The 16,150-nt window shown below is 71.9% G+C and carries 15 protein-coding genes; 12 read left to right on the top strand and 3 right to left on the bottom strand.

The window, feature by feature from the left end:
• Positions 1–31: 31 nt before the first annotated feature.
• The 3 genes from metG (at position 32) to JOE53_RS08580 (ending at position 3,169) form a co-directional block, all read left to right on the top strand.
• Positions 32–1,597 (top strand): methionine--tRNA ligase, encoded by a 1,566-nt coding sequence (gene metG / locus JOE53_RS08590; protein WP_204947419.1) that lies wholly within the window; start codon positions 32–34, stop codon positions 1,595–1,597.
• 142 nt (positions 1,598–1,739) lie between these two features.
• Entirely contained in the window at positions 1,740–2,633 is an 894-nt protein-coding gene (locus JOE53_RS08585) for a TatD family hydrolase (protein WP_036284688.1), read from the top strand.
• Between the two features lie 2 nt (positions 2,634–2,635).
• The gene (locus tag JOE53_RS08580; protein ID WP_051498709.1) at positions 2,636–3,169 is read left to right on the top strand and encodes an NUDIX hydrolase; all 534 of its coding nucleotides are present in this window, start codon (positions 2,636–2,638) and stop codon (positions 3,167–3,169) included.
• 87 nt (positions 3,170–3,256) lie between these two features.
• Here the strand turns inward: JOE53_RS08580 and JOE53_RS08575 are convergent, their stop codons facing one another.
• The 3 genes from JOE53_RS08575 to JOE53_RS08565 are packed head-to-tail and all read right to left on the bottom strand — an operon-like array spanning position 3,257 to position 6,816.
• The gene (locus JOE53_RS08575) at positions 3,257–4,546 is read right to left on the bottom strand and encodes an MFS transporter (protein ID WP_061682955.1); all 1,290 of its coding nucleotides are present in this window, start codon (positions 4,544–4,546) and stop codon (positions 3,257–3,259) included.
• 51 nt (positions 4,547–4,597) lie between these two features.
• Positions 4,598–5,554 carry a LacI family DNA-binding transcriptional regulator gene (locus tag JOE53_RS08570; protein ID WP_061682954.1) on the bottom strand — a complete coding sequence of 319 codons (957 nt, stop codon included), beginning with the start codon at positions 5,552–5,554 and terminating at the stop codon, positions 4,598–4,600.
• A complete protein-coding gene (locus JOE53_RS08565; protein WP_051498710.1) occupies positions 5,551–6,816 on the bottom strand; it encodes a glutamyl-tRNA reductase in 1,266 nt (421 codons plus the stop codon). The genes JOE53_RS08570 and JOE53_RS08565 overlap by 4 nt, the downstream gene beginning before the upstream one ends.
• A 12-nt stretch (positions 6,817–6,828) precedes the next feature.
• Here JOE53_RS08565 and hemE point away from each other — a divergent pair, with 12 nt between their 5' ends.
• The 9 genes from hemE to JOE53_RS08520 all read left to right on the top strand — a co-directional run bounded on the left by hemE (position 6,829) and on the right by JOE53_RS08520 (position 16,111).
• Positions 6,829–8,040, top strand: a complete 1,212-nt coding sequence (gene hemE / locus JOE53_RS08560) for a uroporphyrinogen decarboxylase (protein ID WP_373876951.1) — start codon at positions 6,829–6,831, stop codon at positions 8,038–8,040.
• The gene (locus JOE53_RS08555; protein ID WP_204947418.1) at positions 8,037–9,440 is read left to right on the top strand and encodes an FAD-dependent oxidoreductase; all 1,404 of its coding nucleotides are present in this window, start codon (positions 8,037–8,039) and stop codon (positions 9,438–9,440) included. Before hemE ends, JOE53_RS08555 begins: the two co-directional genes overlap by 4 nt.
• 9 nt (positions 9,441–9,449) lie before the next feature.
• Positions 9,450–10,136 carry a hydrogen peroxide-dependent heme synthase gene (hemQ, locus tag JOE53_RS08550; protein ID WP_204947417.1) on the top strand — a complete coding sequence of 229 codons (687 nt, stop codon included), beginning with the start codon at positions 9,450–9,452 and terminating at the stop codon, positions 10,134–10,136.
• Positions 10,136–11,368: a ferrochelatase gene (locus JOE53_RS08545; RefSeq protein WP_204947416.1), complete on the top strand. Its 1,233-nt coding sequence runs from the start codon at positions 10,136–10,138 to the stop codon at positions 11,366–11,368. The genes hemQ and JOE53_RS08545 overlap by 1 nt, the downstream gene beginning before the upstream one ends.
• Complete coding sequence (gene hemC, locus JOE53_RS08540; protein WP_204947415.1) at positions 11,365–12,336, top strand: hydroxymethylbilane synthase; 972 nt, start codon at positions 11,365–11,367, stop codon at positions 12,334–12,336. Before JOE53_RS08545 ends, hemC begins: the two co-directional genes overlap by 4 nt.
• Positions 12,333–13,115 (top strand): uroporphyrinogen-III synthase, encoded by a 783-nt coding sequence (locus JOE53_RS08535; RefSeq protein WP_204947414.1) that lies wholly within the window; start codon positions 12,333–12,335, stop codon positions 13,113–13,115. Before hemC ends, JOE53_RS08535 begins: the two co-directional genes overlap by 4 nt.
• The gene (gene hemB, locus JOE53_RS08530; protein ID WP_204947413.1) at positions 13,112–14,107 is read left to right on the top strand and encodes a porphobilinogen synthase; all 996 of its coding nucleotides are present in this window, start codon (positions 13,112–13,114) and stop codon (positions 14,105–14,107) included. Before JOE53_RS08535 ends, hemB begins: the two co-directional genes overlap by 4 nt.
• A complete protein-coding gene (gene hemL, locus JOE53_RS08525) occupies positions 14,104–15,414 on the top strand; it encodes a glutamate-1-semialdehyde 2,1-aminomutase (protein ID WP_204947412.1) in 1,311 nt (436 codons plus the stop codon). The genes hemB and hemL overlap by 4 nt, the downstream gene beginning before the upstream one ends.
• 118 nt (positions 15,415–15,532) lie before the next feature.
• Positions 15,533–16,111 carry a DinB family protein gene (locus JOE53_RS08520; protein ID WP_005052414.1) on the top strand — a complete coding sequence of 193 codons (579 nt, stop codon included), beginning with the start codon at positions 15,533–15,535 and terminating at the stop codon, positions 16,109–16,111.
• The last annotated feature ends 39 nt before the right edge of the window (positions 16,112–16,150 follow it).

The following is a 16,150-nucleotide window of genomic DNA, read 5'->3' as shown; positions in this document are numbered from 1 at the left end:
CCGGCGGCCCGGCCCGAACTAGACTCGTCGGGTGACATCTGGTCAGTCCTTCTACATCACGACGCCGATCTACTACCCGAGCGATCTGCCGCACATCGGGCACGGGTACACGACGGTCGCCGTCGACACGCTCGCGCGCTGGCACCGCCAGGCGGGCGATGACACGTGGATGCTCACGGGTACCGACGAGCACGGACAGAAGATGCTCCGCGCTGCGGCCGCGAACGGTGTGACCCCGCAGGAGTGGGTCGACAAGCTCGTCACCGAGTCGTGGTTCCCGCTGCTGACGACCCTCGACGTCGCCAACGACGACTTCATCCGCACGACGCAGCCGCGCCACGAGGAGCGCGTGCAGCAATTCGTGAAGGCGCTCTACGACCGCGGCTACATCTACGCCGGCGAGTACGAGGCTCTGTACTGCGTGGGCTGTGAGGAGTTCAAACCCGAAGCCGAGATCGTCGACGGCACCGGTGCGTTCGAGGGGCTCAAGGTCTGCGCGATCCACTCGAAGCCGCTGGAGCTGCTGCAGGAGAAGAACTACTTCTTCAAGCTCAGCGAGTTCCAGGACCGCCTGCTCGAGCTCTACAAGACCGAGCCCGACTTCGTGCGCCCGGAGTCGGCGCGCAACGAGGTCGTCTCGTTCGTGCGTTCGGGGCTGAAGGATCTGTCGATCTCGCGCTCGGCGTTCGACTGGGGCATCACCGTGCCGTGGGACCCGTCACACGTGATCTACGTATGGGTGGATGCACTGCTGAACTATGCGACCGCGGTGGGCTACGGCACCGATCCCGTGCAGTTCGAGCGACGGTGGCCGGCCTTCCACGTCGTGGGCAAGGACATCCTCCGCTTCCACGCGGTGATCTGGCCCGCGATGCTGATGGCTGCCGGTCTCGACGTGCCCCGCGGTGTCTTCGCGCACGGCTGGCTGTTGGTCGGCGGTGAGAAGATGTCGAAGTCGAAGCTCACCGGCATCGCCCCGACCGAGATCACCGCTGTGTTCGGTTCGGACGCCTACCGCTTCTACTTCCTGTCGGCGATCGCGTTCGGCCAGGACGGTTCGTTCTCGTGGGAGGACCTCTCGGCGCGCTACCAGGCGGAGCTCGCAAACGGATTCGGCAACCTCGCGTCGCGGACGACGGCGATGATCGAGAAGTACTTCGAGGGCATCGTGCCGCCGCCCGCCGCGTACACGGAGGGCGATCTCGGCATCCAGAGGATCGTGGCGGATGCCGCGACGGCGGCCGATGCGGCGATGGAGCGCTTCCGTCCGGACGAGGCCATCGCGGCGATCTGGACGATCGTGGATGCGCTGAACGGCTACATCACCGAGAACGCCCCGTGGGCGCTGGCGAAGGACGACGCTCAGCGTGCCCGTCTTGCGACGGTGCTCTACACGGCGGCGGAGGGTCTGCGTGCGCTCGCGGTGCTGCTGTCGCCGTTCATGCCGGAGGCGACCGAGAAGCTCTGGATCGCGCTCGGGCACCCGGGTCGCCTGCAGGATCAGCCGCTCCGCGAAGCCGGGAGCTGGGGAGTCCTTGTGCCCGGCACCAGCGTCAACGGCCTCGAGCCGCTGTTCCCGCGGATCGAGCAGCCCTGACCCGTCCCACCCGTCCCCTCCATCGTGTCCCACTTGCGGGGCGGCATGTCCCCAAAGGTGCTGTGCGCAAGTGCTCTATTCGACAGAGAGTGGGACACGGAGGCGCGGGGGGAACAGCGCGCCGGATCGAAGAGGAGAGGGGATGCCGGTGAGCGACGCCGTTGATCCGTCGACGTACGTCCGCGTGCGCGAGAAGAGCTCACGCGACGTGTCATATCCGCCGGCGCCCGAGCCGCTGCCGGTCGCCGTCTACGACAATCACACGCATCTCGAGATCGAGGACGGCGAGGGTCTCCCGCTCGACGAGCAGATGCGTCGGGCCGCAGAGGTGAACGTCATCGGTGCCGTCCAGGCGGGCGGCGACATCGCGTCGAGCCGGTGGTCGGCGTGGGCCGCGGCATCCCACCCGCGCGTCCTCGCGGCGGTGGCGATACATCCCAACGAAGCACCCGCGTATGCCGAGCAGGGCATGCTCGGCGAGGCCATCGCCGTGATCGACGAACTCGCCGCGCAGCCGCGCGTGCGGGCGATCGGTGAGACGGGGTTGGACTTCTTCCGCACCGACGAGACGGGCCGTCCAGCGCAGTTCGAGAGCTTCGAGGCGCACATCGCGTTGGCGAAGAAGCACGGCATCGCGATGCAGATCCACGACCGCGACGCCCACGACCCCGTTCTGGAAACCCTCGATCGGGTCGGGGCTCCCGAGCGCACGGTGTTCCACTGCTTCTCCGGCGACGCCGACATGGCGCGCATCGCCGCCGACCGCGGCTATTGGCTGAGCTTCGCGGGCAACATCACGTTCAAGAACGCGCAGAACCTGCGCGACGCGCTGGCGGTGACGCCGCGCGAGCGGATCCTCGTCGAGACCGACGCACCGTTCCTCACCCCGACGCCGCTTCGCGGTCGGCCGAATGCGCCGTACCTGGTTCCGGTGACGGTGCGCTTCATGGCCGAGGAGCTGCGGATGCCGCTCGACGAGCTGTGCGCGCAGGTGGCATCCAACACCCTCGCCGTCTACGGCGCCTTCGAGGACTGACCGTGTCGGGCGAAGAGCTCTGGGATCTCACCGACGAGAGCGGCGCGCCGCTCGGGATCACTCATCGTCGTGCCGACCCGGTGCCCGCGGGAGCCTTCCACGTCGTGGCATCCGTGTGCGTCGAGCTCAGCGACGGGTCGGTGCTCATGACGCGCCGTGCGGAGACGAAGGACTGGCCGCTCGCGTGGGAGCTTCCGGCCGGCAGCGCCCTCGCAGGTGAGACGAGCGTCGAAGCCGCGTCGCGTGAGCTCGCCGAGGAGACCGGTCTGCGGGTCGCGCCCGAGGATCTCGTTCTCGTCGGGAGGGTCGTCGAGGAATCCGCCCTCTTCGATCTCTACGCCGCCCGGATCGCTGACGACGACGATCTCGACCTCGATCCGCTCGAGGTGTGCGAGAGCGAATGGGTGAGTGTCGAGGAGCTCTTCCGCCGTGCGGCGCGCCGCGAGATGGCAGGCCCCTGGGCGGACCGCCTCGACGAGCTCGGTCGCGACCTCGTGCAGCGCATCGAGGAGCGGCGGATCCACCGCACCCGCTGAGGCGTCGGATGCTGACGCGTCGGATGCTGACGCGTCGGATGCTGACGAGATGACGGATCTCGAGGATTCCTGGGCCGGAACTCGTCCTCAGGAAGGTGCGTTCTCCTCAGGAAGCTGCGCGTCGTCGAGCACGGGCCGTGCCGCGGCGATCGATGAGATCGAGCGCCAGACGAGGAGGAGCGTCAACGCCGATCCGCCGAACGCGAACCACCAGGGCGCCGTGAGGCCCCAGGTCTGAGCGATCACGCCGCCGAGGGCCTGACCGATGACGAGCCCCGCGAAGACGCCGACCATGTTCACCGACGCGATGCGGCCCTGCAGCGTCAACGGTACGAGGCGCTGGCGGACGGTGGTCGAGATCGTCGCCCAGACGAACGCGTACACGCCGAAGCCGAACATGATCACGAACGCGATCGCGGGCACCGTCGTCAGCGCGAAGGCGAGGTGCATGATCACTTCGAGCGTCAGACACACCCGCATGAGCGTCGCGAACGAGACGCGCCTCTCGAGCGCGCCGAAGATCCGGACACCGACGAGCCCACCCAGAGCCGATGCCGTCGTCAGCGCTCCGTAGCCGACCGGACCCATGCCGAGATGGTCGGTGGCGTACAGCACGAGAATGCCCCAGGGTGCCGCCCACGTGATGTTGAAGACCAGGATGATCATGACCAGCGTGCGCACGGGCGGGTTCGCCCGCAGCCACCGCAGACCCTCGCGGATCGGCTGCGCCGGCCGCTCGGCATCCGCCACGTCGCGATCCGGGACCGGCGTGCGGGCGATGCGTGCGATGAGCACGATGGCCAGTGTCACGCAGATGATCTGGGTGACGAACGGCCAGAACGATCCCACCGCGAACAGGAACGCGCCCAGCGGTGGACCGGCGAGTTGGTTCGCCACCAGATAGCCGGCCTGAAGTCTGGCGTTGCCGAGACCGAGATCCGCGGGACGCACGAGCATGGGCAGCAGCGTGCTGCCGGCCGTGTCGGCGAACACCTCCGCCGTTCCGTACAGGAACGCGGCCACCAGCACGATCCACACGCTCACGGCGCCGGTCACGAGGAACACGACCAGGCCGGCGACGACGAGGGCGCGCAGGGCGTTCGCGACGATGACGAGCCGGCGGCGGTCGTGATGGTCGGCTACAGACCCCGCGAACAGGCCGAAGAGCAGCCATGGCAGGTACTGCATCATGGCACCGCCGGCTACGAGGATCGGCGAACTCGTGAGCGAGGCGATGAGCAACGGGGATGCCGACAGGGCGATCCCGTCGCCGAGGTTGCTCGTCCAGGACGAGCTCAGCAACCAGCGGAAGTCACGCCCGAGGCGGCGGGGAGCGATGATCTCGCCGACGGAACGGGGACGGTCGGCGACGGGCACCACGCCATCGTAGGCGGCGCGGGGCGAGCAGGGGGGGCGGGGCGGGTGGGCTCAGCGGGTGGTCGAGCCGCGTACCAGCTCGTAGGGCAGCTCGATCGCGCGCGGGGGATCGCCGGCGTCGAGCGCGGCGAACATCCCCTCGGGCGCCTTCTCCGGATGCAGGCACAGGTGGGTGATTCCCAGGCGGGCGTTCATCTCGCAGTCGATCGTGCACAGCACCAGCAGTTGCAGATCGCGCGGCATGACGGTGTCGATCTGCTCGAGATGCAGATAGATCTCGGGCCCTTCCTCGCAGTAGGCGAAGACGGCGTCGACGTCGGTGTCCAGCAGTTCGTGCAGGGCGGGCACGAGCCGTCGGCGCCCGGCATCCAGCCGCGCCACGAGCGGCGTGCGGCCGTTCACGGCGCTCCAGGCGAGGTAGGCGCTCTCGCCGAGCTGGTCGCGCGGCACCTCGCTCTCGTCGACGAGGAAGCCGATGCGCTGCGCTCCGGCCTCCGCGAGGTGCGCGAGTCCGGCCCGGACCGCCGCGGCGTAACCGGTGCGGATCGTCAGCACGCCGCCGGGGACGGTGAGGTCGTTCGCCGCGACGGGGATGCCGGCGGCCACCGCGTCGCGCAGGATCGTGCGATCGTCGGCCGGATCCGGAAAGTAGAGCGCGTCGATCTGGGCGCCCGCCAGCAGGTCGGGACGGCTGTCGGGCAGCACGGTCACGGTGAATCCGCGCTCGGCTCCGGCCTGCACCAGCGCGTCGAGCTGGCGTGCCCGCTGCAGCGCCCGCCGACCGTCCTGCAGCGAGTTGGCCGCCATCACGAAGCCGATCGACATCGTGCGGCCGCTGCGCAGTGCGCTCGCATGCTTGTTCGGGGCGTAGCCGAGCTCAGCAGCGACCGCCTTGATGCGCTCGCGCGTCTCCGCGCTGAGGTTGCCGCGACCGTTCAGGGCTTGGCTGATCGCCGCCGTCGACACTCCCGCCCGCGCGGCGACGTCGCGGAGCGTGACGCGCGTCATCCGCGGTCGCCGTCCTCGTCGCCGTCGGCGGGCGGAAAGACGATGTCCACCGCACTCGTCCACTGCGAACCCGAACCTGCGGCGGCGAGGGTGTGGCCCTGCGAGATCAGACCGTGCAGCAGCGCACCGGAGAAGTGGCGGAGAGCGGCTTCGGTCTCGGCTCCCGCGCCGCGGGAACGTGCGCGTTCGATCTCGCGGTCGAGCACGGCGTGCACATGCGCGCGCATCTGGACGACCGCGGGGGCCACCTCGTGCACGCGGCGCGCCATCGCATGACGCTGCGCGGCGGTCTGCACGATGAGGCGGGCCTCGCCGATGGTCGCGAACTCGTCGATCGGCGCGTGGACGCGGATGGTGTCGAGGTCGAGCAGTTCGATGTCGGGGAGCGAGCGCAGCCCCGGATCCACGTTGCGCGGCATCCCGAGGTCGATGATCAGCTGCGGCGTCGACACCGCAGCACGGGCCGCACCGTGGCTCTCGAGATCGAGGGCGAAGGTGTCGGTGGTCGTCGTGCAGGTGACGATGACGTCCGCGCGGGCGGCCTCGGCGGCGAACGCGTCGGCCGAAACGGTCGTCAGGTGCTCGCGCTTCGCGAAGCGGTCGCGCCCCGATCGCGAGTGCACGCGGATGTCGACGGCGCCGACGTCGCGCAGCGCCGCCAGGGATGCCGCGGCGTAGCGCCCGGTGCCGACGAGGAGGACCCGCGCCTCCTCCCACGACCCGAGGCGCGAGCCGGCGAGCTCGACCGCAAGGCGGACCAGGGAGCGCCCCGACTCGCCGAGCTTTGTCGAGTTCTTGACCGCGCGGGACGTCTCCGTGGCGCGCTGGAACAGGTGCTCGAGGGGAGCGGTGGTCACGCCTTCCCGGCGTGCGGCATCGAGCGCGCGCCGCACCTGCCCGGCGATCTCGTCCTCGCCGACGGCGACGGAATCGAGCCCCGACGCGACCGAGAACAGATGGCGCGCCACGTGGTTGCCGTGCGCGAACTCGACGGTCTCGCGGACGTCGCGGAAGGGCAGCGCCGACAGCTCTGCGAGGCGCTCCATCGCGGCATCCATCGCCGGCAGGGGCGAGGCGTCGTCGGGATTGTCGGCCAGATCGAAATAGGCCTCGAAGCGATTGCAGGTGGCCAGGACCACGGCTCCGCGAATGCTCTCGTGCGCCGCCGTCAGGTCGGTTGCGACGGTGTCCCCGACCACCGATAGCCGCTCCAGCGCTTCGAGAGGCGTGGTGCGCTGATGGGCGGAGAGGCAGACGAGCACGCGGGTCCAGTCGTGAGTCGAACGGAAGGGAACGAGGTTAGTATAACGATTAACGCCCACTCGAGTCCGTCCCACGGGAGCATCATCATCGCCTCTGCCACCGCCGCCGCTCATCCCCTGACCGCGCACGGCACCTCCGCCTCACGGCTGGTCCGCGCCCTCCGCGGCGATCGTCCGGAGATCACCCCCGTCTGGTTCATGCGGCAGGCCGGGCGCTCGCTTCCCGAGTACCGGGCGCTGCGTGCCACCGGGACGATGCTCGACTCCTGTCTGAGCCCGGAGCTGGCCAGCGAGATCACGATGCAGCCGGTGCGCCGGCACGGAGTGGATGCCGCGGTGTTCTTCAGCGACATCATCGTTCCGCTCCACCTCGTCGGGGTGGAGGTCGAGATCGCCGCCGGCCGCGGCCCGGTCTTCCGCAACCCCGTGCGCACCGCCGGCGAGATCGCCGCGCTCGTGCGGATCGATCCGGCACTCGTGGAGGAGCGCGGCGAGGCGGTCGTCGAGGCCGTCCAGCGCACGGTCGCCATGCTGGCGGAGGAGGGCGAGCAGCGCGGCGAGCCGCTGCCGCTCATCGGTTTCGCCGGCGCCCCGTTCACCCTCGCCGCCTATCTCGTGGAAGGCGGCCCGTCGAAAGACCACCTCGGCGCCCGCAGCCTCATCCACTCCGACCCCGCGGCCTGGGCCGACCTCACGGCCTGGCTCGCGGAGGTGACCGGGCGCTTCCTCGCCCTGCAGGTGCGTGCCGGCGCGAGCGCCGCGCAGCTGTTCGACTCGTGGGCCGGAGCGCTCGCTCCCGCCGACTACCGGCGCGCCGTGCTGCCGGCATCCGCGGCCGCCCTGGAGCCCGTTCGCGCGCTGCGCGGCGAAGGTCTCGATGTGCCCCTGATCCACTTCGGTGTCGGCACCGGCGAGATCCTCGCCGACATGGCGTCGATCGGCGTCGATGCGATCGGCGTCGACTATCGCGTCGACCTCGATGACGCCGTGACCCGCATCGGCCGCGATCTCACGGTGCAGGGCAACCTCGATCCCGCGCTGCTGTTCGCCCCCGAGGATGTGCGTCGGCGGGCGGCCCACGCCGCCCTCGCCTCGGGGCTGGCGGCGCGAGCACATGTCTTCAACCTTGGCCACGGTGTGCCGATGAACACCGACCCCACCGTGCTCACCGATCTGGTGCGCACCGTTCACGACTGGCGCGCACCCGCGGAGTCCGCGCGGTGACCACCTCTCGCACGGGCGCGCCGGCAGCCGCGACCGGCGCCGATGTCGTCGTCGTCGGCGCCGGTATGGGCGGGCTCGTCGTGGCACACGAGCTGGCGCGTGCCGGACGTGACGTGGTCGTGGTCGACGCGGCGGAAGAGGTCGGCGGGCTGCTGCGCCGCGGCACGCTCGCGGGGGTGGACATCGATCTCGGGGCGGAGTCGTTCGCGACGCGTACCGATGCGGTGGCCGCTCTCGTCGCGGATGCCGGGCTCCCGCTCGAGCTGGTCGCGCCGCGCCCCCAGGGCGCCTGGCTCGCCGTCGCCACGGACGACGGCGTGTGCCGCGCTCGCCTGCCGCGGCGGACCGTTCTCGGCATCCCCGCCGATCCCGGTGCCGACGACGTCGTCGCGATCATCGGCGCCGACGGCGCCGCCCGCGCGCGCGATGAGCGACGGGTGCCCATCATCGCCGACGCGGAGCCGTCGCTCTACGACCTGGTCGCCGAACGTCTCGGTGTCCGCGTCGCCGATCGGCTCGTCGACACGCTCTGCCGGAGCGTCTACTCGCGACCCGCCGCCGAGGCCCGCTTGTCGCAGCTGCACCCCGGTCTGTGGCGCGAGTTCGTTTCCCGCGGCTCGCTTCTCGAGGCCGCGGACGCGATCGCGACCGGGCAGCGCGCCGGCGCCGCCGTCGGCGGCATCGCAGGGGGCATGTGGCGCCTTCCGACGGCGCTCGCTGAGGCCGCGGAGGCCCACGGTGCGAAGATCCGCACCGGGGTCGCGGTGCGTGCTGTGCGCTCGGATGTCGAGACGGTCACCGTCGAGACGACGAGCGGATCCCTGTCGGCGCGTCAGGTCGTGATCGCGACGGGCCCCGCGGAGGCGGCGCGCCTTCTGGCGGGTGCGGGCGTTTCGACGCGCGCCCCGGCGGCGGTCCGCCTCGTCGCGGCGGCCATCGCCCACCCCGCCCTCGCCGCCGAACCCGTCGGCTCGGGCGTGATCGTCGACGCCGCGCTGCCGACGGCGGCCAAGGCCCTCACGCACATCACCGCCAAGTGGGACTGGGCGCGCGCCGCGACGCCTGACGGCATCCACCTCGTGCGGCTCTCCGCTCGCGACGCCGCCGCCGGTACGCTGGCCACGGCCGACGAGGTCGCCCGCGAGGTCTCGATCCTCACCGGCGTCGACGTGGCCGCGGCCGATGTCGTCGACCTGGTCGTGCAGGAGTGGACGGATGCCGTCGTCGGCGCCGCCGCGCCCGACGACCTGCCCGCGGGCATCCACCTGGCCGGGGCCGCCGCCGCCGGTACCGGCCTCGCCTCCGTCATCCCGCACGCCCGCGACCTCGCCGCCCGTCTCGACCGCGCGCTCGCGGCATCCCTCCCGTCGTCCTCCCTCCACACCCACCCGGTTTCCTAGGAGCACCGCATGACCGAACAGATCCCGCTCGGATACACCCTCTTCGCCGTCCTGGCCGGCCCCCGTCCGCGGGTGGCGCCCGACGCCGCGGCGATCGCCGAGCTGTCCGCCGCCGTCGACGCGGTCACGGCCGGCGGCGTCAGCGTGCGCGGCCTGTACGACGTCACCGGCATGCGCGGCGAAGCCGATCTCATGATCTGGCTGCACACGACGCCGGGTGAGTTCGACGACCCCGCCGTGCTCCAGAAGGCGCTGCGGGCACTGCGCCGCACCGGCGTGCTGCAGGCGTACACGGCCGTCTGGACCGCGATGGGGGTGCACCGCGAGGCCGAGTTCAACAAGCGTCACGTCCCCGGGTACCTTCGCGGCGAGAGCGCCCGCGGCTGGCTGTGCCTGTACCCGTTCGTGCGCAGCTACGAGTGGTACCTGCTGCCCGAGCAGGAGCGCGCCGGCATGCTCGCCGAGCACGGCCGCAAGGGTGCGCGCTTCACGGACGTCGTCGCCAACACCGTCTCGACCTTCGGCCTCAGCGACTACGAATGGCTCCTGCCGCTGGAGAGCGACGATCCCATCCACCTCGTCGACATGATGCGCGATCTGCGCGCCACGGACGCCCGGCGCCACGTGCGCGAAGAGGTGCCCTTCTACACGGGCCGCCGGCTCGAGCTCGACGAGCTGGCGGAGGTGCTGAGCTGATGGCCGAGAACATCGCTCGCCGGGCCGCCGAGTTCCGTCCCAAGCCTCCGCGCGCGAGCGCCGCTCCCGTGTGCGGCGACGGATGCCGCGTGCCGGCCGCCACGGCGGCGACGTGCGCCGGCGATCCGCACGTCACCGTCCCCGTCGCCTACGACGGCGTGCTGCTGCTCGGCTTCGGCGGCCCCGAGGGTCAGGACGACGTGATCCCGTTCCTGCGCAACGTCACGGCGGGCCGCGGCATCCCGGACGAGCGCCTCGAAGAGGTCGCCCATCACTACCGTCACTTCGGCGGGGTGTCGCCGATCAACCAGCACAACCGTGAGCTGAAGGCGGCGCTGGATGCCGAGCTCGCGGCGCGCGGCCTGGAGCTGCCGGTGTACTGGGGAAACCGCAACTGGACGCCCTACATCGCCGACGCCCTGCAGGACGCCCATGACGCCGGCCACCGCCGCCTGCTCGCGATCGCGACCAGCGCGTACAGCTCGTACTCGTCGTGCCGCCAGTACCGCGAAGATCTCGCCGACGCCGTCGAGGCCACCGGCCTGAGCGGTGCCGTCGAGATCGACAAGGTGCGCCAGTTCTTCGACCACCCGGGCTTCGTGACCCCCTTCGCGGAGGGCGTCGCCGAGGGACTCGAGGCCCTCCATGCCCAGGGCTTCGCCGACGACGAGATCGAGATCCTCTTCTCTACCCACTCGATCCCCAACAGTGACGCCGACCGTTCCGGCCCGCCCGAGCGCGGATTCGGCGCCGGCGGCGCCTACGTCGCGCAGCACACGGCCGTCGCCGAGACGATCATGTCGCGGCTGGGCTCGTCGTGTGCCTGGCAGCTCGTCTTCCAGAGCCGTTCGGGCCCGCCGCAGGTGCCGTGGCTCGAGCCCGACATCAACGACGCGATGGCCGAGCTGCCCGCTCGCGGTCGCAAGGCCGTGCTCATCGTGCCGCTCGGCTTCGTCAGCGACCACATGGAGGTGCTCTGGGACCTCGACACCGAGGCGATGGAGACGGCCGACGAGCTGGGGCTCACGGCGATCCGCACGCCCACTCCGGGGACGCATCCGGCGTACGTCTCGGGCCTGGTCGACCTCATGGTCGAGCGGCTGAACGGCGCCGCCGCGGCCGACCGACCGCACGAGACGGACCTCGGACCCTGGTACGACGTGTGCCGTCCCGGATGCTGCGAGAACAAGCGACTCGGCTTCCAGCCGGCACTCGCGGGGATCGCGCCGTGACGGTGACCGACGCCGCCGCACCCGCGCCGCTGCGACTCGGAACCCGAGCGAGTCTGCTGGCCACCACGCAGTCCGGCCACGTCGCCGACGCCCTGCGGGCGGCGACCGGCCGCGAGGTGGAGCTGGTGCCGATCACGACGGCGGGCGACGTGCTCACCGGACCCCTCGCGCAGCTGGGTGGTACCGGCGTGTTCGTCGCGGCGCTGCGTGAGGCGTTGCTGCGCGACGAGTGCGACCTCGTGGTGCACTCGATGAAGGACCTTCCCACGGCCGACGTCGCGGGCCTCGCGATCGGTGCGGTTCCGCCGCGGGCCCCTGTGGCGGATGTGCTGTGCGCGCGCGGAGGCCTCACGCTCGAGGCGCTGCCGCACGGAGCCGTGGTCGGCAGCGGATCACCCCGGCGGGTCGCCCAGCTGCTGCGGCGCCGCCCCGATCTGCGGGCGCGCGGCATCCGCGGCAACGTCGATACCCGACTGCGCAAGGTCGACGAGGGGGAGTATGACGCCATCGTGCTGGCCGAGGCGGGGCTGACCCGGATCGGACGCAGCGACCGGATCACCGACCGCTTCGACGCCGACGGCTGGCCCACCTCCGCCGGCCAGGGCGCGCTCGCGGTCGAGGTGCGCACGGATTCCCCGGTCGCCGCGCAGATCGCCGCGATCACCGACGCGGATGCCGAGATCACCGCGCTCTGGGAGCGCGCCGTGCTGCGGCTGCTGGAGGCCGGGTGCGCCGCGCCGGTCGGCATCTCGGCCCGGCGTGCGCCGGACGCCGTCACGCTGATCGCGGAGGTCTACGCCCTCGACGGCGCCCGCATAGTCCGGGTCGCGCACTCCGCCGACCCCGCCGAACTGGCGACGGCGGCCGGGCGCGCAGCGCAGGCCGGTATCGTCGTCACCGCGCTGATGGATGCCGGGGCCGCCGAGCTCGCCGAGCTCGGTCCGCGACCCGCGGGAGACCCGCGGTGACCGCACTCGCCGGCGCGCGGGTGCTCGTGCCGCGCGGCGGCGCGTGGGGCGAGCACGTCGCGGGTGAGCTGACGCGTCGCGGTGCCGAACCGGTGATCGCGCCCCTGATCCGCACCGCCCCGCCCCGCGACACGGCCGCGCGCGACGCCGCCTTCGGCCGGCTCGCCGACGGTGACTACGAGTGGCTGTTCGTCACCAGCGCCGCCAGCGTCGAGCAGCTCGCGCTGTTCCTGTCGGCGAGCGGACGCGCGTTGCCGATGTCGTTGCGGGTCGCGGCGGTCGGTCAGGCCACGGCGCGCGCCGTCACCGAGCTGGGGGCGAACGTCGACTTCATCCCGCTGGGGCGCTCGTCGGCCCACGCGATGATCGCGCAGTGGTGCGCAGCGCACAGCGCGAGCTCGACCGGGCGCTGCCTCGTGGTGCGCTCCGATCTCGCCGGAGCTGTCGTCAGCGATGAGCTGGAGCTGCGCGGCTTCGCCGTCGACGTCTGCATCGGCTACCGCACGGTCGGCATTGATCTCGCCGCCGACGTGGCTGCAGATCTCGCCGCCGGCCGCTTCGCGATCGTGCTGCTGACCTCGCTGAGCGTCGGACGCGAGCTGCGCCGACAGGTCGGAGCGCTGCCGGCATCCACCCTCGTCGCCTCGATCGGTCCGGGCACCACCCGCGACGCGGAGCGCCTCGGCTTCGTCGTCGGCCACACCGCGCGTACACAGAGCATCGACGCCCTCATCGCCGAGCTCGACACCCTTCCCCGACTCCAGGAGGTCACCCGATGACAGCGTTCCCCGTCCGCCGCCTGCGCCGCCTGCGCCAGAGCCCGGCCCTGCGACGCCTCCTCGCCGAGACCGACCTGAGCCCGCGCCGGCTCGTCCTGCCGGTGTTCGTGAAGGAGGACATCGCCGAGGCGCAGCCGATTGCGAGCATGCCCGGGGTTCACCAATACCCCCTCGCCCAGCTCGCGGCCGTCGTCGACGAGGCGGCCGAGGCCGGCATCGGCGGCATCATGCTCTTCGGCGTTCCCGCCGTGCGCGATGCCGTCGGCAGCGGCGCGACCGACCCCGACGGCATCCTCAACCGGGCGATCGCCGTCGCGGCGCGCGCGGCGGCCGGGCGCCTCACGGTGCAGGCCGACCTCTGCCTCGACGAGTTCACCGACCACGGCCACTGCGGCGTGCTCGCCGCCGACGGATCGGTCGACAACGACGCGACCCTCGAGGTGTACGCGCGGATGGCGCTCGCCCAGGCCGAGGCCGGCGCCGACATCCTCGGCCTGTCGGGCATGATGGACGGCCAGGTCGCCGCGTGCCGTGCGGCGCTGGATGCCGCGGGCCGCAGCGACGTCGTGATCCTCGCGTACTCCGCCAAGTACGCCTCCGCGTTCTACGGTCCGTTCCGCGACGCCGTCGAGTCGACCCTCACCGGCGACCGTCGCACCTACCAGCTCGACGCCGCCAACGGCCGCGAGGGCGTGCAGGAGGCCCTCGCCGACATCGACGAGGGCGCCGACATCGTCATGGTCAAGCCCGCGGGCCCGTATCTCGATGTGCTCGCCGAGGTCGCCGCCGTGTCGTCCGTGCCGGTCTGGGCCTACCAGGTGTCGGGGGAGTACGCGATGATCGAGCACGCCGCCGCCGCCGGTGTCATCGACCGTGAGCGTGCGATCGGGGAGAGCATCCTCGGCATCCGCCGCGCCGGCGCCGAGGCGATTCTGACGTATTGGGCGATCGAGGTCGCCGGCTGGCTCCGAGAGGGACGCGCACTCGCATGACCGACACCAACGACGCCCTGTTCACCCGTGCCCGCGCGGTCATCCCCGGTGGCGTGGATTCGCCCGTGCGCGCGTACGGCTCCGTCGGCGGCACGCCGCGCTTCCTCGTCGAGGCCGCGGGCGCGTACGTGACGGATGCCGAGGGGCGCCGCTACGTCGACCTCGTCGCCAGCTGGGGCCCGGCGCTGCTCGGCCACGCCCATCCGGAGGTCGTCGCCGCCGTCCAGGCCGCCGCCGCGCGCGGACTGTCGTTCGGAGCGCCGACCCCGGCCGAGGCGGAGCTCGTCGAGGAGATCGTGCGACGGGTGCCGGCCGTGCAGAAGGCGCGGCTGGTGTCCACGGGCACCGAGGCGACCATGAGCGCCATCCGCCTGGCGCGCGGCGCCACCGGACGGGACCTTCTCATCAAGTTCGCGGGCCACTATCACGGTCACTCCGACGGTCTGCTGGCCGCCGCCGGGTCGGGGCTGGCGACCTTCGCACTGCCGGGCTCTGCCGGCGTGCCGGAGGCCGTCGCGGCGCAGACGTTGGTCGTCCCGTACAACGACCGTGCCGCGCTGGAGGAGGTCTTCGCCGCGCACTCCGGTCGGATCGCCGCCGTGATCACCGAGGCTGCGGCGGCGAACATGGGCGTTGTCGCCCCGGCATCCGGGTTCTCCACGTTCGTCGCCGAGCTCTGCCGCCGCGAGGGCGCCCTGCTGATCAGCGACGAGGTGCTCACCGGGTTCCGCGCCGCCCCGGGCGGCTACGCCCAGGTGCTCGCGGACGCGGGGGAGACCGTCGTCCCCGACCTCGTCACCTTCGGAAAGGTCATCGGCGGTGGACTGCCGGTCGCCGCGGTCGGCGGCCGCGCCGACGTCATGGACATGCTCGCCCCGCTGGGGCCGGTGTACCAGGCCGGCACGCTGAGCGGAAACCCCGTCGCGGTCGCCGCGGGCCTGGCGACGCTTCGTCTGGCCGATGCCTCCGCGTACGCCCGGCTGGCAGCGGCGGCCGACGCGGTCGCCGACGCGGCGACGGCGGCGCTGACGGCGGCCGGGGTGCCCCACGTGCTGCAGCGGGCGGGAAGCCTGTTCAGCGTCTTCTTCGGCGCCGAAGTCGTCGGCGGGGTGCCGGACTACGCGACGGCGCAGCAGCAGGACACCGTCGCCTACGGCCGGTTCTTCCACGCGATGCTGGACGCCGGCGTCTCGCTGCCGCCGTCGGCGTTCGAGGCGTGGTTCCTCACCGCCGCGCACGACGATGCCGCGGTGGCGCAGATCGTCGACGCCCTGCCCGCGGCCGCCCGCGCCGCGGCTTCCGCCTGATTGCGCGCTTCGGTTGGCGCGTGCGCCGAGAACGCCGGGCGCGTTCCCGGTGCGCGCGCCAGGTGGATGCCGGCGTCGTGCGCGCAGCGATGTCGGTGGCCCGGGCTAGCGTCGGCGCATGAACACCGACGAGCTGTTTCTGCGTTCCGACGCGGCCCTGCGCGACGTCATCGACCGGATCGATCCGGCCGATCTCACCCGGTCAGCACCTGCCGAGTGGACCTCCATGGCGAACCCCACGGTCCGCGACATCCTGCAGGCGCACACGTACGACGAGGCGTGGGTTCCCGACGTCCTGCGCGGACGCGCGGCGGTCGACGGCGACGACCTGCGCGGCGTCGATCTGCTGGGCGATGATCCGATCGGCGCCTACGACGCGCGCAACGATGCCGCGACCGCCGCCGTCCGCGCCGGCGGCTACGCCGACACGTTCCGGTTCAGCTACGGCGACTACCCGGCCGCCGAAGGGCTCGCGCACCTGGCCACGTACCGGGCATTCCAGGCGTGGCAGATCGCGAAGCATCTCGGCATCCCGTTCCATCTGTCACCCGAGCTGATCGCCGGTCTCGAGGAACACGTCGTGGCGTTCGCGGACGAGTGGCGCCAGTGGGGCGTGTTCCCTCCCGCCATCGCACCGCCCGCGGATGCCGACGACGAGACGCGTCTGCTGTGTGCCGTCGGCTACTGGGTCCCCTAGGCGACGAGCGCACTGCCGATCGTGGTGCAGGCTCCGCCG

Source organism: Microbacterium laevaniformans (assembly GCF_016907555.1).
GTDB lineage: Bacteria > Actinomycetota > Actinomycetes > Actinomycetales > Microbacteriaceae > Microbacterium > Microbacterium laevaniformans.
Note: the sequence above shows the minus strand (reverse complement) of the source record. Positions and strands in the feature narration are given on the sequence as shown.

Bases quoted from the DNA above. Each gene is read 5' to 3' on its own strand.
- JOE53_RS08520 (WP_005052414.1), top strand. From the start codon at position 15,533: ATGAACACCGACGAGCTGTTTCTGCGTTCCGACGCGGCCCTGCGCGAC.
- hemB (WP_204947413.1), top strand. From the start codon at position 13,112: ATGACAGCGTTCCCCGTCCGCCGCCTGCGCCGCCTGCGCCAGAGCCCG.
- JOE53_RS08545 (WP_204947416.1), top strand. From the start codon at position 10,136: ATGGCCGAGAACATCGCTCGCCGGGCCGCCGAGTTCCGTCCCAAGCCT.
- hemL (WP_204947412.1), top strand. From the start codon at position 14,104: ATGACCGACACCAACGACGCCCTGTTCACCCGTGCCCGCGCGGTCATC.
- hemQ (WP_204947417.1), top strand. From the start codon at position 9,450: ATGACCGAACAGATCCCGCTCGGATACACCCTCTTCGCCGTCCTGGCC.
- JOE53_RS08570 (WP_061682954.1), bottom strand. From the start codon at position 5,554: ATGACGCGCGTCACGCTCCGCGACGTCGCCGCGCGGGCGGGAGTGTCG.
- JOE53_RS08585 (WP_036284688.1), top strand. From the start codon at position 1,740: ATGCCGGTGAGCGACGCCGTTGATCCGTCGACGTACGTCCGCGTGCGC.